Here is a 22,108-nt window from a genome sequence, read left to right as displayed (position 1 = left end):
GATTGTGCGCTGGCGCTGAGAATAGGCCATATCGGCGACGTTCGTGCAGTTGCCGAGAAATCTTGGACCACAGTCACATCTTTACCTTCATATGTTGCAGCCCAACAGATTTAGCGCAGCCCAGCTGCTTACCCATTTTGATTCAGAATCAAACATAACAATTGCGATACAGCTCCGACGATTTACAACAATAGAAACCGATTCTGCCACAATCCACCTCTTCCGCGAAGAACATACCGCGCGGCAGCTATTTTAGTGCACAATAGACAAATGGCCCACACACAGGCCGGAACGAAAGGAAGGGTGAGCCAGTCAATGATGCCTCAATACCCCGATCGAAACATCGGGATAGCTTCCAGCACAAGATATTTCACCTCTCCATCCAAGTTGGATGCTACATCCGAAGCATTGTCGTCACTGTATTCGCATCTCGACCCGCCCACACACTTCCTCGATCAACTCTGCAAACACGCCGTCAACCTTGCCGACGACGCACACATGGCCGGCATCACCGCCACCGAATCCGATTCGACTCACCGCACCATCGCCACCACCGATCGCCTCGTCCATTCGGTCGACGCAATTCAATTCAAACTCCGCACGGGACCCGCCCTGGCATCCGCAAACTCGATATCTGTCGTACATGCACATTCTGACGAAGCCAGCAGTCGGTGGCCCCATTTTTTCAGTGCAGCAAGAACTTTCGGAATCTCGAGCTTCCTGTCAGTACCTCTGCCCGGCCACGATGGCCCCCTCGGAACTTTGAACCTTTACAGCCGCAACAACCGCGGATTCACCGCAGCCGATGTCGCACTGGTCCAACTCTTCGCCATCACCGCGGCCTACGCCCTGCGCAATTCACAGTGCCTGGCTCTGATCGGAAAGCGCGCGGCAGACCTCGAACTCGCCCTCGAATCCCGCGGAATCATCGAACAAGCCAAGGGCATCATCATGGGTACCCGACACGTCGATGCCGATCATGCCTTCTCGATCCTCATTCAGGAGTCACAGAAGAGCAACATCAAACTTCGCGTCATCGCACAGCAGCACATCGCCGCAACTGTCGGCGCGGGCCACGCCGGGACCGAAATCCTCGACTCTCGATCGGCCGACAACTAGAGTCGGAGCCGAATCATTCCTTCCAGAGGGTTCAGACAGGCCGTCGGATGCTCAGGCAACCGGCGGCCTTTCACTATGCGATCCGGACCTTCGAGCCGATGCTCTCGCACACAAAAGAGGGCACCCACCCGGCTCACTGCCCGGTGAATGCCCTCTTCATTGGAGCCTCCTGTCGGGATTGAACCGACGACCTTTCGCTTACAAGGCGAGTGCTCTACCACTGAGCTAAGGAGGCGAAAATTAGATGCGTCGCCGCGAACTAACTTTGCGGAGCCATCATATCCAAGCCATCTCAGTGGCCGCGCCCGGGTCACATTAGATACCGTTGCCCTCATGCGTACCCCCCGGAGTCGGCGAGCAGTCCGCCGCCCCTGATGTCCAAACTCACCGAAGCCCTTACCCGATTGACCGGGCACCGCCAGGCAACTGTCGACACTGTCACCTCAGCACCCGCACCGCTACAACCGATCGACTTGACCGACGACGCCGTCGTCGCAGAAGTCCTCGATCTGGCGGTGCGAGTCGGTGAGGTACTCCTCGCATCCGGAACTGCGGCCATGGATACCGCCGAGCAAGTCCAGTTCATTGCAGCGACGTATGGCCTGGCCCAATGCGATGTCGATGTCACGTACAACTCGATAGTCCTGTCCGCGTATCGCGGTCAGACGCGGCCGCCGGCAAGCACGATGAGAATCGTGCACTACCGCTCGATGGACTTCACTCGTCTGGCTGCGGTGGATCGTCTGACCCGCCGTATTCGACGCGAAGCCATCACACCCGGCCAGGCGCACGACGCACTGACTGCGATCACGACCGCACCGCACCCGTACAGTCGCTGGACCGCGACGCTGGCGTGGGCGGCCATGGCGGCGTCGGTATCCGTGCTCCTCGGCGGCGGACTCCTGGTTGCCACGGTCTCATTCCTGACGACGATGGTGATCGACCGGGTCAATCGAGTTCTGAACCGTTTCGGATTGCCCTTCTTCTTTCAACAGGTGATGGGCGGATTGATCGCCGCTGCGCCGGCCGCCACCCTCTATACCTTCCAAGAACAGTTAGGCATCACCATCCGACCGTCGTTGGTCATCGCGGCTGGGGTGGTGGTTCTGCTCTCAGGGCTGTCGTTGGTGGGCTCGGTGCAGGACGCCATCATGGGCGCACCCATCACCGCGGTTGCACGTTTCTTCGAGGTCGTGATGATGACCGGCGGCATTATTGCCGGTGTTGCCATTTCGCTGCGAGTCACCGGATTGCTCGGTTCGACGCTGCCGCCGATCAACGTCGAAGCTCTCCCGATTACCCAACTGCCCGTTCTGATGTTCTCGGGCGCTTTCGCGTCCGTGTTCTATGCCCTGGCCTGCTACGCGGAGAAGAGGGCCCTGACGGCCGCATTCCTCGGCGGTGCAGCGGGCAGTGGTGTGTCCGTGTTCGTGCAGACGCTCAATGTCGGCCCCGTGATCGCAGCGGCAATCGCCGCTACCGTCGTCGGACTCGCCGGCGGTCTGATGGCCCGCCGGGCGTTGACACCGCCGCTCGTCGTAGCGGTTGCCGGCATCACTCCACTGCTTCCCGGTCTGGCACTGTACAAAGGCCTGTACTCGCTACTCGACGATCAGGTAGTGGTGGGCTTGACGGCACTGTTGTCCGCGTTCGGCATCGGCTGTGCGTTGGCTGCGGGCGTCACGCTCGGCGAATGGGTGGCCCGCACCCTCCGCCGCCCGCGCATCCTGCTTCGAGTGGACTCACTGCGTCGTCCGATGATCCTCAAGCGCAAACGCCGCCTGCCGGTAAACGGCAATTAGTTCCGGTAAGACACGAAGAGCTGGGCACCTGTAGGTGCCCAGCTCTTCGATCGTTGTGTGGAGCGGTCAGCTCTCCGTTGTGCGCCCGGCAGCAGCTTGATCTGCTTCCATTGCTTCGCGCAAACTCTTCGGACGCATATCGGTCCAGTTCTTTTCTACGTACTCGAGGCACGCTGCTCGGCTGTCTTCGCCGAATACGACGCGCCAGCCCGCGGGGACCTCGGAGAACGTGGGCCACAGCGAATGCTGGTCCTCGTCGTTCACCAACACGTAGAAGCGTCCGTCTTCGTCATCGAAAGGATTAGTGCTCATCTCGCCTCACTTTTTACGTACGTTTCTTGTGCGCTCAGACTAGCAAGCGCACCGGTCACTTTTGGTGGGTCCGAATCGACGGTGTCATTCCGCGTGTCCGTTTCATTCCACTCTGCAAGTAGATACCGCCTGTCACGTCGTCCGTTACAGCCAATCGGTAGTCACAAGTTACGGTACGCGGAACCGGACTGATCGGGCACCAGTTTCACCCAAAACTGGCCAGTGTCTGTAGGTCAGTCCTGCCACGGCCCGAATTCGAGCAGAATGTCGATTGCCAATTTACCGTCTTGCGGGCGAACAACATGTTCGAGTGCGTACACACGTGAGCCTTCGGCTGCGCGGGCCAGATCAGAAATGCCAGGCAGAATCTCCGGTTCCGGCGGACCGCCCACACCGCGGTGATAGTTCTCGATGGAATGGCCGAGGTACACAACTCGCCCGCCGGGAGCGACCCATCCCCCGACGCGAGCCAGAGTCTCAACGAGGTCGGCCAGCGGCATGTGCAGAAAACTGACCAGGACCAGATCGACTTTGTTCTCCGGCTTCCACGACGTCGCGTCGCCAACCCTCCAGTCGACGCTCTTCTCGGCATCGCTCGACCGCGCAAGGTCTATCGCCACCGACGAGTAGTCGACGCCCCTGACCGACCACCCGTTCTGGGCCATCCAGCGAGCATGTCGCCCGTCGCCACAAGCCAGGTCGATCGCAGATCCGGGTTTCAAGCCTGCCACTCGCGTGGCGACGGTTCCTGCCGGGTCGATTCCCCACGGCTCCGTCACAGCCCGGTACCGCTCGTCCCAATCCGATGCGTCCAATTTCTTGCCCTTCAGTCTCTGCCGGCCACCGTCCGGCGACAGTGTAGAGAATCCCGGCGGCTGCCGAGCCCACCTTGTCGATCGCACCATCCACACTCGTCAGCGTGACAAAACTATACCCCCATGGGTATACATGGATGGAGCCCATAATACCCCCACCCGTATTAGGAATGACGATGACAATCACCGGAAATACCGGCAGCGCGCCACCCGCCGCACCACCTGACGAGGGAATACTTGCCCGGCTCGGCCGCACGATGGCCACACACATGCGCTGGGTGATCGGCGTCTGGCTGATCGCACTCGTTGCGCTCGGCGCCGCGGCACCGAGTGTTTTCACTTCCCTCGCCGGCGCAGGCTGGCAGGCCGACGGATCCGAATCCGTACAGGTCCGCGAGTTGGCCGAGCAGCATTTTGGCGGAAATTCCTCAGCGGCCGTCCAGGTCGTCGTGCACTCGGACACCTATCAGGTCACCGACCCCGCGATACAACAGACACTCGCTGACGCCACGGACCTGTTCACGAAAGACAGCCGTTTCGGTGCCGTCGTCGCCCCTCAACCAGGTATGACGATCAGTCCCGACGGGCATACCGGCATCCTGATCGCCGGTGCCAATGCGAGCACCGACGACATGGTGAGCGCCGTCGACCAACTCGGCAAGGAACTCACCGCACTGTCCACCGATTCGATCGAGGTCTACCCGACCGGCGCATCAGCGTTGTGGAGTGACTTCAACAAGGCCAATCACGAGGCCATGATCAAGGCCGAAATGATGTCGTGGCCAGTCACTCTCGCGATCATGGTCTTGGCATTCGGCTCTCTTGTCGCCGCCGGATTGCCCCTCCTCCTGACCCTGGCGGGCCTGGTTGCCTCAGCGGGCGGACTGGTGATCCTCAACGAGATCACGCCGATTTCGGTGTGGGCCATGAACTTTGCGATGATGTTCGCTCTCGCCCTCGGCATCGACTATGCACTCTTCCTCGTCGCCAGATTCCGTGACGCACTCGCCAAAAACCCCGATCCAAGGGCCGCCGTGGCCGAAACAATGGACACTGCAGGCAAAGCCGTCGTTCTCTCCGGATTGACAGTCCTGGTCAGCCTGTCGGCAGTTCTCATCGTTCCCGCACCGGCCGTCCGCACGATGGCCGTGGGAATCATGCTCGCCGTGATCTTCGTCCTAGCCGCAACTCTGACGCTTCTACCGGCTGTCCTCGGAAAAATTGGCGCCAAGGTCAACGGTGGATCCCTCCCGTACGCAAAACGCCAGCAGCACCGTTCCCCACTATTCGCGTCGTGGGCATCACTACTGCACCGACACCCGTGGCCTTTCGGAATCGGCGCTGTGGTCATCCTGATCGCGCTGATCATTCCGGTCTTCGGCCTCAAGGTCGCCATGCCGTCCATCGCGGTGGTTCCCGAAGACGCGCCGGTCCGCCAGGGCTACGAACTGGTACAGGAGCAATTCGGCGACGGTGCACCCGGCATGTTGCAGATCATCACCTCCCCCGACGACGCACCCGAAACTGCCCGCATCGCCGGAACTGTGAACGGCGTCGCGATGGTCACTCCCCCGCAGCCTGCCGCCGATGGATCCGACCTGGTCATGCTGCAAGCAGTTCCGAGTGTTGATCCCTCGGATCATGCGATGGGGAAGATTGTCGGCGACCTACGCGCACAACTGCCCGAATCCGCACTGGTCGGCGGCGCGCCGGCCGAGAACCTCGATCTCCAGCAAGCGTTGAACGACTATCTTCCGATCGTGATCGCCGTGATCCTGACACTCGGATTCCTGTTGCTACTGGTTGCATTGCAGGCACCACTGATCGCGATTATCGGCACGCTGGTGAGCTTGCTGTCCACCGGCGCCGCTTTCGGTGTCGCAAAGCTGATTTTCCAGGACGGTCACGGATCCGGCCTGCTCGGCTTCGAACCACAAGGCTTCTTGAACGGCTGGGGTCCGGTGTTCTTCTTCGCCATGATCTTTGCCATCGCGATGGACTACACCGTCTTCCTACTCGCGAGCGCGAAGGAGCACTATGAGCGAACCGGCGATCCGAAGATCGCTCACATCGACGGCCTCGCACATTCAGGACGCGTCATCGCAGCCGCAGCTGCCGTGATGGTGGCAGTCTTCTTTACCTTTGCCCTGGCAGATCCCTTGCCACCCAAAGAAATGGGAATCATCCTGGGTGTAGCGGTTCTGCTGGATGCTGTCCTGGTTCGACTGATCCTGCTGCCCGTGATGCTGCGCCTGACTGGCAAGGCCGCCTGCTGGTCACCGGCATGGCTGCGACGCGCCCTGCCGAAGATCAGCTTCTCGCACGGCTAGGTCGTGTACCCGAAGTCACTGCACGAACCATACCCCTGGGGGTATGGTGGACTGAAGACGACAAAGGAGAACTCCCATGGACATCGCCATCGGCACCAAGGTCAGCGGAACATTCGACGACGTCGTGGCACGCACGCGTCAGGCTCTGTCGGAACAAGGTTTCGGTGTCCTTACTGAAATCGACATGCAAGCCACCCTCAAAGCCAAGCTGGGCGAGGACATGGAGAAGTACCTCATCCTGGGCGCCTGTAATCCGACCCTCGCACATCGCGCGGTAACAGTCGACCGACAGATCGGGCTACTGCTGCCCTGCAATGTCGTCGTGCGAGAAGACACCGAGGCTGAGAACTCGTTTTTCGTCGAAGCCATGAACCCGGACCTGATGGTGCAGGTTTCCGGCGAGGCGGGCTTGGAGTCCGTTGCAGCGGATGCGGCCGTCAAACTCCGCACAGCCATCGAAGCGCTCTGATCCTGAAGGATTTCGTTCGCTGAGCGAGCACTATCCTTCACGATCAGAGCCAAAACATCCGAGAAAGGGCCATCATGACCGGCGACGAAGAGAGCCAAGCGCTCGTATTGAACAGACTGCGCCGAGCTCACGGCCAACTCGCGGGAGTGATCTCGATGATCGAGAACGGTCGAGACTGCAAGGCTGTAGTCACCCAATTGGCCGCTGTGTCCAAGGCGCTCGACCGCGCCGGATTCAAGATCGTTGCCAGTGGCCTACGCGAATGCCTGTCCGGCGACGGCGCAGACGCACAGGAGCCGCTGACCGAGGCAGAACTCGAGAAGCTGTTCCTCGCGCTGGCCTGAATCTGAACTGAGAACGCTGCAGGGCCGGACCCCCAAATCACGGGCCCGGCCCTGCAGCACAAAAACTTACGAAGCCAAGAAGTCGATCAACACCTTGTTCACGGCGTCCGGACGCTCCAAGTACCCGTAGTGGCCGGTATCCGGAATCTCCTCGTACGTCGCGGTGGCGATGCAGTCCGCAACCTCACGCGAGAGGTAGGGCGGAATCATCCGGTCGTCGGCGAAGGCAACCGACAAGCACGGACGCATAATTGCCCGGTAGTCCCGGCGGCGATCGAAGGCGCGGTCCATCGCGAGCTGCGCTCGAACACCGGGTGATGTTGAGCCGCCGGTGAATTCGAAGATATCCATCCAGTCGCGCGCCGCATGTTCATCGGCCAGAGTGGCGGGCGACAGATTCATCACCGCAGTCACGGCCGCACGATACTTTGCGGGCAGTTCGACACCACTGTCCGTCAATTCACGTTCACCCTGGGACAGGGTCTGCTGGAAATGATCCATCCGGGCATGGCCCGCGAGGAAAACCGCTTTGCGCACCAGATCAGGACGAGCCAACGTAAGTTCCTGCGCCACTCGGGCACCCATCGACGTACCGATCACAAAGGCGGGTCCACCCCCCAGATGCTCGATCAGTGCCGCGGTGTCGGCAACCATGTCAGACATCGTGATGCCGCTTGTGCTCTCACCGGAAGGCGCGATTCCGCGGTTGTCGAAGGTGCAGACGCGGTAGCCCGCTGCAACCAGTGCCGGGGTCTGATGAAGGTCCCAGACACGCCCTGGACTGCCAGTCCCCATGATGAGCACCACCAGATCCCCATCACCTTTGACCTGGTAATTGATCGGGATTCCGTTGATTGTGGCGACCGTCATGTCTGCCTTCCTCCTCATGTTCTGAAACCGTATTCGCAATGCTGGTGTGGGTTGACCGAAGCGCCCCCGCTTGCCGCAACCCTAGCGCGTCTCGCGCCCTTTCCAGGCGGCCCACAACTGTGAATATCGACCGCCCGCGGACACCAGTTCGCGGTGCGGGCCTTCCTCCACGATCCGGCCGTGTTCGAGGACGATCACACGATCAGCTGCCGCTGCCTGCGTAAGACGATGTGCAACAACCAGAGTCGTTCGTCCGGCCGTCGCCGCATCTGCCGCAGATTCCAATTCGCGAGCGCCGGCACTGCCCGCTTCCGCAGTGGCTTCGTCCAGCACTGCGACGGCGGGATCCACCAGCACCAACCGCGCCAACGCCAACTGCTGCGCTTGCGCGGCGGTGATCTCGTGGCCGCCTTCACCGACGACGGTCTCGATACCCTCACTCAGAGCCGCTACCCATTGCTCCGCGCCGACGGTTTTCAACGCCGACGCCATGTCCTCGTCCGAAGCGCCGGGGGCGGCCAAGCGCAGGTCCTCGATCAGCGGTCCGGCGAATACGTGAACTTCCTGGCTGACGATGGCGACGTGACGTCGTACATCGTCGAGGCCCGACAGCGGAACACCACCGATCGACGCACTCCCCGAGGTCGGAGTTATCGAACCGGCGGCGATGGCCGCAACCGTCGTCTTGCCGGCTCCGGTCGAACCGACCAGAGCAACCCGCTCCCCGGCGGCCACGGTGAGACCGACGCCGTGGAGTACTTCGCGGCCGTCGTAGCTGTGCCGGACGTCGACCAATGTCAGTGAACCGTCGGCGGGCACTGCGCCCGTACCGGAGGTGCGATCGGTGTCCGGAATCTCGACGACACCGACCAGACGCGCCAGGCTCGCACCGGCGGACTGCACTTCGTCGAAGGTGTACAACAGGGCACCGATCGGGTTGAACAAGCGGTGGAACAGCAGTGCCGCGGTGGTTGTCTGGCCGACGGTCACGATGTCGCCGCGAACCAGGAGAAATCCCACGACGAGGATGGCGGACAAGCCCACGAATTCCGCTCGATTGCCGCGGCCGGCAAACCTGGTGAACAAGCCGAAGACGCCGACTGACAGATCGCGAGCCTTCCTCGATGCGTCGTCGATCCGGCCCAGATGCTCCTTCTCGAGCCCGTACGCCCGGACAGTGCGAACTCCGTGCACGCTGCTGATCAAAGCCTGCGCCCGTGTCCCCATCGCCACTCGCTGAGCCGCGTAGATCGGGGCGGAGCGCGGCAGGTACCACTTCAGAGCGAGGACGTACATCGGTAGTGCCACCAGCCCGGCCAGCCCCAACCGCCAGTCGATCCCGAGCATGGTGAGCATGCTCAGAGTCACGAGCAGAAGGGATGAAACCAGGCTCGGGATCACATCGCCGACGGCCTTCGCTATCACTGCCACGTCATCGCCGACCCGCGACAGCAGGTCTCCGGTCCCGACCTTCTCGACGGTCTGCACCGGAAGCCGAAGGGCCCGACCGACTGCCCGCTCACGCAGCGTTGCCAGGATCGTCTCGCCGAGTCGTTTAACCAGATACGCCGCGACGCCGGTGAAAATTCCGCCGAGGATTGCGGCCGCAGCAATGACGATCACCACTCCGACGATGGTCGAGGTCGGCGCGTTTTCACGGACCCGGTCGACGAGAACACCGAATACGTAGAGCGGGATCAGTGCCATCGCCGACGCCACCGTCGAGGCCGCGACGGCAAGAACGGCCGCGATTCGGTGTTCGGCGAGTGCAGAGCGCAACCACCGCCAGGTTTCACGGCCACTGGCAATCGGTAGCAGTTCGCGTTCGATTGTCGTCATCGCAGCACCGCTCCTCGGTAGTTCTCGTCGGTGGCGGCAAGTTCGTTGTGAGTGCCTACCGCGGCCACAACTCCGCGGTCCAGGACGATCACCCGGTCCGTCGCTGCCAGCAGTGCGGGACTGCTGGTGATCAGGATCGTGGTGCTCTGCCCATTGCTCGGATGTCCATGACGCAGCCGCGCAATTCCTTCGGCGATCGACGCCTCCGTCACCGCGTCCACTGCCGTCGTGGGATCGTGCAGGACCATCACCGGCGTCCGGGTAAGCAGAGCCCGCGCCAATGCGACTCGCTGGCGTTGGCCACCGGACAAGCTGGCTCCGCGATCGGTGACCTCGAGTTCCAGTCCGTCGGGATGAGCGTCGACGACGTCAGCGGCCGCGGACGCGGACAACGCTTTCGCCACATCTGCCGGAGGTGCGCCGCCGGCCCTGAGATTGGATGCGAGAGTGCCACCGAAGAGATCGGAGATATGCGGTTCCACCAGAACCGTGCGCCGGGAAAGCGCCAAGTCCATGTCGGACAGAGACACTCCGCCGACGCTGACCGAACCTCGATACTCGTCCGACGCCAATTGGCCGGACAGTACCGCGGCCAACGCTTCGCCATCCTGCGGCTGGTAAGCGACGATTCCCAGCAATTCACCGGCCGCACAGTGTAAATCGACTCCGGCGAGCGTGCGAAACTCGATACCGTCGAGCATCAGATCAGTACCGTCGAGGTCCGTCACCGCGCCCACCTTCAATATCGGTTCGGCATCGAGGACCAAAGCCAACCGGTCCGACGACGCCCGGGCCACCGCAAAATAGCCGGGTAGCGAAGCAAGGAGTCCGAGCGGTTCGATGAAGAACTGCGCCAACCCGACGACGGTGATCAACTCGCCGACGGTGATCCGGCCTTGTAGCGCGAAGTAGCCCGCAAGACCGGCAATCGCGACGGCGAGCAGCGCGCTGATCGTCGTCGACAACCCGGTGTAGATCGAGGTTGCCCGCGCGGTATCGATCGTCGAGGCGAGGGCATCTCGACTGACTTTGCGATACCGCTCCGACGCGGATGCCTCCGCACCGATTCCCCGAAGTGGCCGCAATCCGCTCACCAAATCCGTCGCCGTCGCCGACGCGCGTGCAATCGACTCCTGCTGCCCTTTTGCCCGAGACGTGATCAACGGCGCAGCCAGTTGTAGCAAACCCAGAATGACGGGAGTGCCGATCAGTACGGCCAACCCCAGGGGGACGTCGATCCACAGCAAAGCGATTGCCGACGCCACCGCAGCGGTCGATGCCGCAACGGCCCGCGGGACGATGTCGGCGATCCACGACGTGTGCTCGGCGTCGGAGGTCGACACCGTCAGCAGTTCACCGGCGCGGAGGTCTGTTCGCACGCCTCGCGGATCGAGAATCCGGTGGGCGACTTCGAGCCGAAGCCGATGCGACTCCTCTTCCATCGCCTTCACGATGAACCTCGCACCGAGCCGCCAGGCCGCGGTGAGCACCAGAAACAGCACGCCGAGCACGCAGATCGAGACAATGAGAGCAGTGGTGTCCGAAGTCTCGATTGCTCGATCGATGATCACACCGATCGAGATCGGCACCGCGGTTTCAGCGATTTGATGCACACAAACCAGCACCGTGCCGATAGTCAACGGTCCCCGGTTGCGCACCAGTACTCGTCGCAAGATCGCAGCACCATTGTGTTTACCGGTGTCGGATTCACCCGAATCGGCGGAGGTACTGGCGGAGGTCGAACTCATGAAACTCCAAGCATTGACAGGAACAAGTGGGTCGAGCGACGAATCAAGTAAGTCGACCCTAATACATGAGCAACTAGCGTTGACGTGCCCAGTTCTCATAGAGTCGCAAGTAAGAACCATTGCCTGCGACGTGCAGGCAACCCCGAGAGGAACATGATGTCTGAGAACACGACCGTCGAAACCGAAGTCGAGATCGCGGACGAGGAAATCGAGACCGTGGCCGAAGAGACCGCCCGCATGGCGCAGCGTGTTGTTGCTGCCTACGCGGAGGACGCCGACGAGTGCAGGATGCTGCTCTCGATGCTCGGCATCAGCCCGGTCAGCAAAGTCGACTGAGTCTCGATCGAGTCTTTCACTATTCCCCAACGAGAAGGAACCACGTGTCTGTCAGTCCGGAATCGGCCAACCCCACCCCTTCTGACAGCGTAAGTGCACCTTCTCCGAAGAAGACCGTGTCCGGGCAGGCCGAGTTCGTCGTTGTTGCGAACCGCCTGCCCGTAGACCTCGAGCGACTCCCCGACGGCACTACCCGGTGGAAGCGCAGTCCCGGCGGCTTGGTGACTGCACTGGAACCGATCCTGCGCAGCAATCAGGGCGCCTGGGTGGGCTGGGCAGGCGTTGCCGACGCCGATATGGACCCTATCGTCGAAGACGGCCTCGAGCTCTACCCGGTGCCGCTCAGCGCCACCGAGATCAACGAGTACTACGAGGGCTTCTCCAACGCCACACTCTGGCCGCTCTACCACGACGTCATCGTCAAGCCCGAGTATCACCGCGAGTGGTGGAACGCGTACGTCGAGATCAACCGACGCTTCGCCGAAGCCACGTCCAAAGCTGCCGCCCAGGGCGCCACCGTCTGGATTCAGGACTACCAACTCCAGCTGGTCCCGAAGATGCTGCGAATGCTGCGTCCCGACCTCACCATCGGCTTCTTCCTTCACATTCCGTTTCCGCCGGTCGAGCTGTTCATGCAGATGCCGTGGCGCACCGAGATCATCGAGGGCCTTCTGGGTGCCGATCTCATCGGCTTCCACCTCCCCGGCGGCGCCCAGAACTTCCTGTTCCTCGCCAGGCGCCTTGCCGGACAACAAACTTCACGCGGAAACGTCGGCGTGCGCTCCAAACTTGGTGTCGTACAGGTGGGTTTCCGCACGGTTCGCGTCGGCGCCTTCCCCATCTCCATCGACTCCGGCAAGCTCGACGAACGGTCACGCTCCAAGGCAATTCGCGACCGTGCCAAGCAGATTCGCAAGGAAATCGGCAACCCCAAGAACATCATGCTCGGCATCGACCGCCTCGATTACACCAAGGGCATCGACGTCCGCTTGAATGCGCTCCACGAACTCTTGATCGACGGCCGGGTCGACCCAGCCGAGACCGTCATGATCCAGTTGGCGACGCCCAGTCGTGAGCGCGTCGAAAGCTACGTCCAGATGCGTGGTGACATCGAACAGATGGTCTCGCGCATCAACGGTGAGTTCAGTGAAGTCGGACGCCCTGTTGTCCACTACATCCACCGACCCGTCGACCGCGACGAGCTGATCGCATTCTTCGTTGCCGCTGACCTCATGCTCGTCACGCCTCTGCGCGACGGCATGAACCTGGTTGCCAAAGAATACGTGGCCTGCCGCAGCGATCTGGGCGGGGCACTACTGCTGAGTGAATTCACCGGTGCCGCAGCAGAACTGCGCCAAGCGTTCCTTTGCAATCCCCATGATCTTGACGACGTCAAGGATTCCATGGTGAAGGCTCTCAATCAGCCCAAGGAAGACGGTCGACGCCACATGCGTGCGCTGCGTCGTCAGGTGCTCACCCACGACGTGGACCGCTGGGCCCGCTCGTTCCTCGACGCGCTTGCACACGGCGGCGCTGCCGGACCGGCACTGATCGCACCGGACGAGGCCAACGAACCCGACGAGAACAACTGAGTCGTACACATGAGAAAACCCGGCCGAGATAACTTTCTCGGCCGGGTTCTTTTGTTTATCGGTCAGAACGGTTCGACGCTGTTCACAAGCCAGCGACCGTCGTGCTTCTCCAAGCCCATCTTGACGCGACTGCCACTCGCCACTGCTTCGGGTGAATCCTTCGACGTGGTGATCTGGTTGAGGAAGAGCATCGTCGTAGCCGTGTCCGGTCCGGCATCGAGTATGGACGTACCCTGCACCACGACCTGGACTGTCAGTGCTTTCTCCTGAGCGCCCGGAATGATCACCGACTCGATCAGCTCGGTGAACTGTCCGCGGAAATCTCCGGTCAGCCCTTCTGTGGCCGAATGCAACTGGTCGTCGACGTTGCTGTAGTCGTATTGGAACATCGCAACAGCCTGATCGGATGAAACCTGCCCTACTTCTGCTCTCGTCTGATCGATCTCCGCGATGTCCCGGGCACCGCCCGGACCAAAGTAGAGCCAGGCCGATACCGCGACCAAAGCGATTGCTACTGCACTGATTACGCAGAGGACCACTGTCAGTGGTGACACTCGCTTGGGCGGCGAAGAAATTGGGGCACCCTCTGTCGTTGACTGGGTCACGGCACAAACTCCACATTCGAGGCAAGGAGTTGCCCATCGGTATCGCACATGGTGATGCGCAGGCGATAGTTGCGTTCTTCGGGCTCAGGCTGCTCGGAGTTCTTCTGCATCGCCCGCACTGCGACAAGCGATGTCCCGCAATTTGCCTCAGCCGTCTCCAACCCGGCCTCGAGGATCTCGCCGTCCGTCTGGACACCGACCTGCCCGAGAACGCTGACAAACGAATCCTTGCGACCGTCGAGCTGCGATTGGAATTCCTTGGTCGTACCGGCCAGGAATTTGTCGAGATCCGCACCTGCGGTCTCGGAGTGCAGCGTGGTCAGGTTAAGCGCTGTGGTTCGTGCACCCGCTATGTATGCGGCCCGCTCCTCTTCGGCACTGGAGGCTTTGCTCCTGTCTACCAACAGGATCACCGACACCACCCCGAACGCGATCGCGACAGTCGAAGCAAGAGCGATCCCGCCAATTAGCTTTCGGGAGACCGGCGCCTTTGCCGACAGCGTCCCCGGCTCGACGGTCGGTACCAGTTCTGGTGTCGATACAGCTGCGGGTGTCGATACAGCTGCGGGAGCCGTCTTACTCAATCCAACCGGTGTTGGAGGATTCTCTGTCACCTTGTCCGCCGGCTTGCTTGCGGGAACTACCGTCGACGCTGCGGCGGCGTCTGTCCCGGTCGGACCGGCGCTCCGAGACGCGCGGCGACGTATCCGCTGCCCGGCCTTGGATTCTTCTTCGTTCATCAACCTTGCTGACCCTTCATGAACTCTTCGAGACTGAGGTCTCCGCCGGCACCCATTTTCGGCTGCGAGTACGTCCTTCCATCGGGTCCGATGTAAGTGCCTGTAGTCGGATCGTACCGACGTGCGCTCACGCCCGGTTCCGACGTGTAGGAACTAGGGGTCGCGGTGACCGGTTGGGGCGGCCCGGACTGCGGATTGGTACCCAAGGGCACATATCCGTTTCTGCACTGTTCCACCGTCGCTCCGCGACGACCCGGAAACTCTGCACACGGCAGGTTCCGGGCTCCGCGAACGGCGATCGGGGACTCCTGGGCAACACGGCAGAACAGATCCGACGGCGTGGCGATCGGCGACTCGTCGGCAGGACTGCGCCACTCCTCTGCCGGCAGGAAGCCAGTGGTGCACGGCGGTGGGTCGTTGACTTCGAGGTGGAAGTCGACGAGCGCGCCGTCGGCGGGGTTACCCGAACCGGCGATAGTGACGAGCGCCGCCGAGAGCGGCGGATAGATCACCAGGATCTGCTCGATAGCACTGTTGTAGATGACACCGACTTCTCCGACAGAAACCAGATTTGCCAGGAGGATCGGTAGTGTCGGCTGAAGATCCTGGAGCAGGGCGTTGGCCTCGGAAGCCGCCGCCGGCCCCTTCTGGATAACTGCCCGCAGATCCGGGTCGCTGGCCCGAAGCTGATCCGTGAATGTCACCAGGTCGCTTGTCCACGAACGGATGGCATCGCTGCTTACGATCTGCGTGTCGAGAAGCGGACCAGCCTGCTCGATCAGCGTCTTGGTTGCGTCGGAACTGTTGTTCGCTTCTTCGACGAACAAGCGTGCGGAGTCGATGAGCTTCTGCAAGTCCGGCCCGGCACCGTTGAAGGCTTTGAAGGACTCGTCGATGACAGTCCGCAGCTTGGTGTCGGAGATGCTCTGCAGCAACAGATCTGCCTGATTCAGCATCTCGCCGACATCCTGGGGGATACTGGTTCGATCGACCGGGATAACCGATCCGTTCTCCAAATGACCGGATGAGGCTATCGCACCCGAACTGTCGGTATGCGGAATCAGATCGACAAACTGCTCACCGATTGCAGACACGCTCTTGACCGCTGCATCGACGTCGTCGGGAACTTTCACGCTGCTGTCCAACGACAACTGCGCATTCACCCCTGTGCTCGACAGCTCGACAGCCTTCACTACGCCGACCGTCTGGCCACGGAAGGTGACGTTGGAGTTCTTGTAGAGCCCACCGGTAGAAGGCAATTCGACGGTGACGTCGTAGCGTCCGATCCCGACCATTGCGGGAACACGAACGTACTGTGTTGCCATCACGACCAGACCGATGACGGTCAGCACCGAGAAGATGACAAGCTGGATGCGGACGAACTTTGTGAGCATCATGGCGCTGGTGCCCCCTGAGGAAGTCCTGGAATGGTGATCGGTGGAAGACCCGGGATCGTCAAGGTATTCGGTTCTGCGGCCGGCGTTTCTGCCGACTGCTTTTCCGGCGTCTGCGCCGCTGCCGGACGAAGTGGATCGCTCAGCGGATTGCCGGCCTGCCCGGCCAGTCCGGCCTGCTTACCGAGCACACCTTCCGGGCCACCCAAAGATCCTGCCAACGGGGTACCCAGGAGGAAGTTGGCGTCGAGCCTGGGCAATGTCACGTCGATCGTCATCGCCAAGTTGGCATAGTCGCCTCGGATGACGTTGTTGATTCCGTTCTGGGGGAACGGGAACGTGAGCAGAACTCCCAGAACTTCGGTGAGTGCGTTGCCGGAATCGGCCAGGGCCTTCAGCGTCGGCGACAATGCCCGGACGTTGGTGGCAAAATCGTCGCCGCTTTCGTCGATGACCCGACTCGCTACGTCGCTGAGTCCACCCAGGGATGTCAACGCGTTGGTGATGTCCTGGCGTTGAGCCACCAGGATGTCGAGCGCCGGCGGGATACCGTCGAGTGCCTTGTTCAGTGTGTCGCGTTGCGCCTCGACGGTGCTCGCCAGCCGGTCGATTCCTTCCATCGCCGAAATGATCTCTCCGCGTTGCTTGTCCAGGCTGCCCACGAGCTGATCAAGCTGCGGAAGAAGATCGCGAACCGAATCTTCACGTCCGACCAACGCCGCATTGAGTTCTGTTGTGATGTCCTGCACCTGAGCGAGTCCACCGCCGTTGAGTACGACCGACAGCGAGGACAGCGTCTGCTCGGTGGTCGGGTATGCCCCGGCACGTTCGATGGGGATCAAGTCTCCGGCCTCGAGACGTCCTTCCGGTTCTTCCTCGACCGGGGGCGCCAACTCGATGTGCTGGGAACCCAGCAAGCTGGTCTGACCGATCTTGGCTGTTGCGTTAGCCGGCAATTGAACATCGGGATTGAGCGACACAGTCACCAGGGCATGCCAGCCCTGGACCTCGATGCCCGACACACTGCCCACCGCCACGTCGTCGACACGGACCGGTGAATTCTGCGACAGGGTAGTCACATTGGGCATCTCGATCTGAATTTCGTAGGCGCCCTCACCCCGACCTTGTGTGCCGGGCATTGGCACAGAGTTCAGCCCGTTCCATTCACAGCCGCTGGCGCCGAGAGCGACGCCGACTGCCACTGTCACTACGACGGCTTTACGTGTAGCGCGCATCAGTTGCCTCCCCCCATGTTGAAGAGCTCGGTGAGGTCCTTGGGAACAGATGTCATCGGCACACCGTCCAACGGTCCAGCAGTCGGCTGCGGCGCAGTGCGCTGCGCCGGCTGGGCCACCGCTTCCAAACCTGGCTCTGTGTAGACGATCTGCTCCGGGAAGGCTTGAACACCGGACACCGGATTGAACAGGAATCCCGGGTAATTCATGACCAGCGAACTCAGCACCGGACCGAGGTATTCCTTACACAGGTCGGCGCTGCGCTCCGCCTCAGTAGTGGCGATCGCCTGGATGGAACCACAAATCCACTGAATCGGGTTCTTGACGTTGCTGAGCGCGATCGCGCCGGTCATGCTGCCCTGTGCCGGTTTGTAAATCTGGTAGAAGTTGGCCAGCGAGGTCGGACCGGAATGCAGCACCTGTTCGATCTCCGGGCGCTTGTCCGTCAGTACCTGCGTAGCGTCGGCCAGTCGTGCAACCGATTCGCTCAGGCCGTCGCGATTGTCGTTCACGAACCGCTGGACATCTCCCACCGCCAGGTCGAGATCGCTGAGCGCAGTACCCAACTCGTCGGAGCTGCTGGCAAGAACACTCGATACGGAGGCCAGGTTGCCGCTGAACTGCACGATCTGTTCGTTGCTCGACGACAACGCGGTCACAAACGCCTGCAAGTTACGGATGGTCGAGAAGAGATCAGTCCGCCCCTCCGACAATGTGTGCATGGTGTCCGAGAGTTCACGCAGTGTCGACCGGATTGACTCGCCGTTACCTTCGAGATTGTCGCCGAGGGTGTTGATGAAACGTCCCAGTGAACCTTCGTCGTCGACGCCTTCCGGCCCGAGAGCTTCCGACAGTTTGGCGAGTTCCGCCTTGATCTCGTCCCACTCGATGGGTACGGCGGTCCGTTCGATGGGAATGTCGCCACCGTTGGGCATCTTTTCACCACCGGCGAAGACCGGTGTCAGCTGGACGAATCGTGCCGAGACCAAACTCTGAGCCACGATGAGCGCCTTGGCATCTGCCGGAATCGCGACGTCGGAGTCGACCTTCATCTCGACGTAGGTGTCACGGTCACGCGGTTCGATCTTTGTCACCTTGCCGACGTTGACGCCGAGCACCCGCACGACGTCGCCCTCGTACAGACCGGTGGTCGAGACGAAGTGTGCCGAGATCTTGTTCTTGCTCAACCCTGGAACAAACAGGTACGCAACGCCGGCGACCAGTAATGCCACGAGGGCGCCGGCTCCGATCAGAATCCACTTCTTACGCGGATCGGTGGAGGCTGTTGTCTCCGTCATTCTCCTGGCCCCCTGATTGTCGGCGGAATCCCGGGAAAGAAGTCCTCGAGGTCCGAGGGGACTTGCGCAGGATCAACGCTGGTGTCCACCAGTGTCTTCCACCAGTTACTGGGAAGAATGTTGATGATGAAAGCATCGAAGAACGGCCCGCTGGCAACGGTCTCACCGAGCGCCGTGATGTACGGGCCGAGACCGTCGAGAGCACCAGCGATGTTGTCTTTGTTCTTCTGCAGATTCGCGGTCACGGCATTCAGCTTTTCGAGAGTGGGCCCCATCTGAGCCTCGTTGTCCTGCACCAGACCCGAGAGCTGACGAGACACCGCTGAGGTGTTGACGATCAACTGACTGATCGAATCACGCCGCAGACTGAGTTCGGCAAAGAGCTTGTTTCCATCGACCAACAGTGAATCGATCTGCCCACTGCGATCAGCGAGAATCTTCGTGACATCCTCGGCGCGCGACAGCAACTGAAGCAGGCTCTCGTCCCGCGAGTTGATGCTCTGCGACAGCCTGGTCATTCCGTCGAGTGCGCCGCGTAGTTCCGGAGGTGTGTCCGCGAGAGTGTCCGAGATCGCGTTGAGTGAGTCGTTGATCTGCGCCGTATCGAGTTCGGACGCGGTGGATCCTAGATCGCCGAGTGCGTCGTTGAGCGAGTACGGAGAGTTTGTGCGTTCCAAAGGAATCGGGGTGCTGGTTCGCAGCAGTCCCGAGCCCTCGGGCCGAACTGCCAGAGACTTCCGCCCCAGCACGGTATTGGTCTTGATATCCGCTGCCGTCTGCTCGCCGAGTGCGATGCCGTCCTTGACGGTGAAGGTGACCAGCACGGTCTGATCGTCGAGTTCGACATTGCTGACCTTGCCGACGTTCACACCCGCAAGGGTCACGTTGTCGCCGGTCACCAGACCGCCGGCGTCCTTGAAGTGCGCCGAATAGCTGATGCCACCGGAGAGGAATTGAAGCTGATCGTATTGGAGTGTGGCGCCGACCGTAGCGACGGCGAGCACCACACCGATCACACCGATCTGGACAGGATTACGTTCACGGGTAGGGCTCATTCGACCTTCGCACACCTTCCCGTGGTCTGAACTGCTGTCGGCAGGACGATCGTGGTGCCGTCAGGCCCGGAGAACTTGAAAGTATTGGCACACAGGTAAAACTGGAAGAACGAACCGTAAGTTCCGACTCGGATCAGCTTCTGGTAGTCCGACGGCAGACGCCCGAGAGCGGTATTGATGTCTTCCTCACCCAAATCCAGTTGCGTCGACACCCGGTTGGTTTGGGTGATCAAGGTCTGGATGTCGGGTCGGGTTCCCTGCAGCAACGACGCGAGGTCGCCTGTTGCCCCGGCGATCGACGAAATGGAATTTCCGATCGGACCGCTGTCCTTTGCCAGCCCGCTGACCAGTTGCTGGAGTTGATCGATCGTGGTGGAGAACTGATCACCCTTGTCGTTGATCGTGCCGAGGACATCGTTGAGGTTTCCGATCACGTCACCGATCAACTGATCTCGGTCAGCCAACGTGTTAGTGAACGAATTGGTGTTGCCCAGAAGGGAAACCAACGTTCCGCCCTGACCCTGCAGCACCTGCAGCAGTGCGCCCGAAAGATCGTTGACCTGTTGCGGATCGAGCGCACGCAGGAGTGGCTTGAACCCACCCAGGAGCAGATCCAGATCAAGTGCCGGCGAGGTCTGATCGACCGGGATCGAGCCGCCTGCCGATAGTGTTTCCGTCGAGCCCGTGCCTTCGAGAAGTTCCATGTAGCGATCGCCGACCAGGTTCTCGTAGCGCACCGTCGCCTTGGTGCTCTCCATCAACGAATACTTGGTATCGACATCGAATTCGATCTCGGCTTGGTTGGAATCGTCGATGGAAACACCGGTCACCGATCCGACCGGAACACCGGCGATCCGTACCTTGTCTCCGGACTTGAGTCCGGAGACGTCGCTGAACGTCGCCTGAAATCCGTTGCTGCTACTGAATCGCACCTGACTGAAAACGATTGCCAGGCCGGCGAAGATCACCGACATGACGACTGTAAAGATCAGGAGCTTTACCGTTGTCGGTCTCATCACTCCCCGTCCTGTTCGTAGGAGTCCCCGAAGAGGAACTGGAAGATCGTCGGAACGGTCACCTCGAGCTCGGTATTGGGCACGAAGGGGACGTTGCCGGTGTTGGTGACCGCGAACGGCGCCTGCCCGTCCACCTTCGGATCGAAGCTCGGAAGCCCGTAACAGTTGGGGCCACCTGATGCGGCCACCTTTGGAAGGGATTCCGGGTTGGTGTACGCCTGCGCACCCCACATGAAACTCGCACTGAGCATCAACGCCGCCTTGTCGCCGGTACCTGCCATCGGTTCGAATTTGATTCGGCCGTCGTTCAATCCGACGAGGAAGCAAGTTATGCCGGGCGAGTACTCCGCGAGGAGCGTCGTGGTTTCGGTGAGGGTACTCAACGCTGTTGTGAGATCCTTCTCGTTGTCGGTCAGCAGGCTGTTGCCCGTGTTGGCGAGGCCAGTCACGTTGAGCAGCAACAGGTCGAGATTGGCCTGCTCGGCAACGATCGAACCGCTGGTGGCGGTTGCGTTATCGAGGATCCGCATGAGATCGGGCGCTACATCGGCGTAAAGATTGGTGACATCGGATGCCTTCGCCAGATCCTCTTGCAGCTGCGGCAGGCTGGGATTCATCTTCGTCAGATACGTGTTACCGAGTTCGAGTACCTCGCCCAACGATTCGCCGCGACCGTTCAGTGCCGTGGAAATTGCGCCGAGGGTGGCGTTCAGCTTTTCGGGCTCGATTTGGGCCAACAATTCCGAAAGATGCTCGAACACACTGTTGAACTCGACAGTGACGCTGTCCGAGGCAATGACTGCACCCTCTTGAATGGGCGTGGTCGAGGGATCCTCCGGAATCACGATGTTGACGTACTTCGCTCCGAACACTGTGGTGGACTTGATCTCCACGCGTGCATTGGACGGAATCATCTCCATCTGCCCGGGGTCCATCGCCAGCTTCAGGTTTGCTTCGTCGCCGTCGAGCGAAATTGATTCGACGCGGCCCACCTGGACGCCGCGCAGTTTCACCTTCGCATCCGGCTCCATGACGAGACCAGCTCGCGACGACGTCACCGTGATGGGCGTGCTTTTGGTGAAGCCGCCCGAGAACATGGTCAGTGCTACGACCACGATGGCAACGAGGCCGAGGATCAGGCCTGCTGCGGCAAGTTTCTTGTGCCAACTGGGAACAGTCATTGTCTCGC

General features: G+C 61.0%; 20 protein-coding genes and 1 tRNA gene. 7 read left to right on the top strand and 14 right to left on the bottom strand.

Annotated elements, in window-relative coordinates:
- The first annotated feature begins 387 nt into the window (after positions 1 to 387).
- Positions 388 to 1,119 (top strand): GAF and ANTAR domain-containing protein, encoded by a 732-nt coding sequence (locus MTX36_RS05755; RefSeq protein ID WP_243618762.1) that lies wholly within the window; start codon positions 388 to 390, stop codon positions 1,117 to 1,119.
- Positions 1,120 to 1,279: 160 nt separating this feature from the next.
- Here MTX36_RS05755 and MTX36_RS05750 read toward each other — a convergent pair.
- Positions 1,280 to 1,354 (bottom strand) — tRNA-Thr (locus MTX36_RS05750).
- A 139-nt stretch (positions 1,355 to 1,493) separates the two neighbouring features.
- Here MTX36_RS05750 and MTX36_RS05745 point away from each other — a divergent pair.
- Entirely contained in the window at positions 1,494 to 2,921 is a 1,428-nt protein-coding gene (locus MTX36_RS05745) for a threonine/serine exporter ThrE family protein (RefSeq protein WP_243618761.1), read from the top strand.
- A 66-nt stretch (positions 2,922 to 2,987) separates the two neighbouring features.
- Here MTX36_RS05745 and MTX36_RS05740 read toward each other — a convergent pair whose 3' ends face one another.
- Together MTX36_RS05740 and MTX36_RS05735 are read right to left on the bottom strand one after the other, a co-directional pair.
- Entirely contained in the window at positions 2,988 to 3,233 is a 246-nt protein-coding gene (locus MTX36_RS05740; protein WP_094271187.1) for an MbtH family protein, read from the bottom strand.
- A gap of 233 nt (positions 3,234 to 3,466) precedes the next feature.
- Complete coding sequence (locus MTX36_RS05735) at positions 3,467 to 4,048, bottom strand: bifunctional 2-polyprenyl-6-hydroxyphenol methylase/3-demethylubiquinol 3-O-methyltransferase UbiG (RefSeq protein WP_243618968.1); 582 nt, start codon at positions 4,046 to 4,048, stop codon at positions 3,467 to 3,469.
- Positions 4,049 to 4,224: 176 nt separating this feature from the next.
- On the opposite strand from MTX36_RS05735, the gene MTX36_RS05730 reads away from it, so the two are divergent.
- The 3 genes from MTX36_RS05730 to MTX36_RS05720 all read left to right on the top strand — a co-directional run bounded on the left by MTX36_RS05730 (position 4,225) and on the right by MTX36_RS05720 (position 7,191).
- Entirely contained in the window at positions 4,225 to 6,378 is a 2,154-nt protein-coding gene (locus MTX36_RS05730; protein WP_374230430.1) for an MMPL family transporter, read from the top strand.
- A gap of 76 nt (positions 6,379 to 6,454) precedes the next feature.
- Positions 6,455 to 6,847 (top strand): DUF302 domain-containing protein, encoded by a 393-nt coding sequence (locus tag MTX36_RS05725; RefSeq protein ID WP_243618759.1) that lies wholly within the window; start codon positions 6,455 to 6,457, stop codon positions 6,845 to 6,847.
- Positions 6,848 to 6,921: 74 nt separating this feature from the next.
- Positions 6,922 to 7,191, top strand: a complete 270-nt coding sequence (locus MTX36_RS05720; protein WP_094271184.1) for a metal-sensitive transcriptional regulator — start codon at positions 6,922 to 6,924, stop codon at positions 7,189 to 7,191.
- Positions 7,192 to 7,257: 66 nt separating this feature from the next.
- Here the strand turns inward: MTX36_RS05720 and MTX36_RS05715 are convergent, their stop codons facing one another.
- The 3 genes from MTX36_RS05715 to MTX36_RS05705 all read right to left on the bottom strand — a co-directional run bounded on the left by MTX36_RS05715 (position 7,258) and on the right by MTX36_RS05705 (position 11,648).
- Entirely contained in the window at positions 7,258 to 8,061 is an 804-nt protein-coding gene (locus MTX36_RS05715) for an alpha/beta fold hydrolase (RefSeq protein ID WP_243618758.1), read from the bottom strand.
- An 81-nt stretch (positions 8,062 to 8,142) separates the two neighbouring features.
- Positions 8,143 to 9,900 carry an ABC transporter ATP-binding protein gene (locus tag MTX36_RS05710; RefSeq protein WP_243618757.1) on the bottom strand — a complete coding sequence of 586 codons (1,758 nt, stop codon included), beginning with the start codon at positions 9,898 to 9,900 and terminating at the stop codon, positions 8,143 to 8,145.
- Positions 9,897 to 11,648 carry an ABC transporter ATP-binding protein gene (locus tag MTX36_RS05705; RefSeq protein ID WP_243618756.1) on the bottom strand — a complete coding sequence of 584 codons (1,752 nt, stop codon included), beginning with the start codon at positions 11,646 to 11,648 and terminating at the stop codon, positions 9,897 to 9,899. The genes MTX36_RS05710 and MTX36_RS05705 overlap by 4 nt, the downstream gene beginning before the upstream one ends.
- A 156-nt stretch (positions 11,649 to 11,804) precedes the next feature.
- On the opposite strand from MTX36_RS05705, the gene MTX36_RS05700 reads away from it, so the two are divergent.
- Complete coding sequence (locus tag MTX36_RS05700) at positions 11,805 to 11,984, top strand: hypothetical protein (RefSeq protein ID WP_169632072.1); 180 nt, start codon at positions 11,805 to 11,807, stop codon at positions 11,982 to 11,984.
- Positions 11,985 to 12,100: 116 nt separating this feature from the next.
- The gene (locus MTX36_RS05695; protein ID WP_243618967.1) at positions 12,101 to 13,576 is read left to right on the top strand and encodes a trehalose-6-phosphate synthase; all 1,476 of its coding nucleotides are present in this window, start codon (positions 12,101 to 12,103) and stop codon (positions 13,574 to 13,576) included.
- 62 nt (positions 13,577 to 13,638) lie between these two features.
- Here the strand turns inward: MTX36_RS05695 and MTX36_RS05690 are convergent, their stop codons facing one another.
- Genes MTX36_RS05690 through MTX36_RS05655 form a run of 8 tightly spaced genes read right to left on the bottom strand, consistent with a single transcriptional unit; the run spans position 13,639 to position 22,100 of the window.
- Positions 13,639 to 14,181, bottom strand: coding sequence for a twin-arginine translocation pathway signal (locus MTX36_RS05690; protein ID WP_243618755.1), 543 nt, complete (start codon positions 14,179 to 14,181; stop codon positions 13,639 to 13,641).
- Positions 14,178 to 14,921: a hypothetical protein gene (locus tag MTX36_RS05685; RefSeq protein ID WP_243618754.1), complete on the bottom strand. Its 744-nt coding sequence runs from the start codon at positions 14,919 to 14,921 to the stop codon at positions 14,178 to 14,180. Before MTX36_RS05685 ends, MTX36_RS05690 begins: the two co-directional genes overlap by 4 nt.
- Positions 14,921 to 16,318: an MCE family protein gene (locus tag MTX36_RS05680; RefSeq protein ID WP_243618753.1), complete on the bottom strand. Its 1,398-nt coding sequence runs from the start codon at positions 16,316 to 16,318 to the stop codon at positions 14,921 to 14,923. The genes MTX36_RS05685 and MTX36_RS05680 overlap by 1 nt, the downstream gene beginning before the upstream one ends.
- Positions 16,315 to 17,550, bottom strand: a complete 1,236-nt coding sequence (locus tag MTX36_RS05675; RefSeq protein WP_243618752.1) for an MCE family protein — start codon at positions 17,548 to 17,550, stop codon at positions 16,315 to 16,317. Before MTX36_RS05675 ends, MTX36_RS05680 begins: the two co-directional genes overlap by 4 nt.
- Positions 17,550 to 18,848: an MCE family protein gene (locus MTX36_RS05670; RefSeq protein WP_243618751.1), complete on the bottom strand. Its 1,299-nt coding sequence runs from the start codon at positions 18,846 to 18,848 to the stop codon at positions 17,550 to 17,552. The genes MTX36_RS05675 and MTX36_RS05670 overlap by 1 nt, the downstream gene beginning before the upstream one ends.
- Positions 18,845 to 19,903, bottom strand: coding sequence for an MCE family protein (locus tag MTX36_RS05665; protein WP_243618750.1), 1,059 nt, complete (start codon positions 19,901 to 19,903; stop codon positions 18,845 to 18,847). The genes MTX36_RS05670 and MTX36_RS05665 overlap by 4 nt, the downstream gene beginning before the upstream one ends.
- Complete coding sequence (locus tag MTX36_RS05660; RefSeq protein ID WP_243618749.1) at positions 19,900 to 20,919, bottom strand: MCE family protein; 1,020 nt, start codon at positions 20,917 to 20,919, stop codon at positions 19,900 to 19,902. The genes MTX36_RS05665 and MTX36_RS05660 overlap by 4 nt, the downstream gene beginning before the upstream one ends.
- On the bottom strand, positions 20,919 to 22,100 hold the full coding sequence (locus tag MTX36_RS05655) for an MCE family protein (protein ID WP_243618748.1): 1,182 nt from the start codon (positions 22,098 to 22,100) through the stop codon (positions 20,919 to 20,921). Before MTX36_RS05655 ends, MTX36_RS05660 begins: the two co-directional genes overlap by 1 nt.
- Between the last annotated feature and the right edge of the window lie 8 nt (positions 22,101 to 22,108).

This window comes from Rhodococcus sp. ARC_M6, from assembly GCF_022810305.1.
In the GTDB taxonomy this organism is placed as follows: Bacteria; Actinomycetota; Actinomycetes; order Mycobacteriales; family Mycobacteriaceae; genus Rhodococcus_F.
The sequence above is the reverse complement of the archived record's forward strand: the minus strand, read 5'-3'. Positions and strand labels throughout refer to the sequence as shown.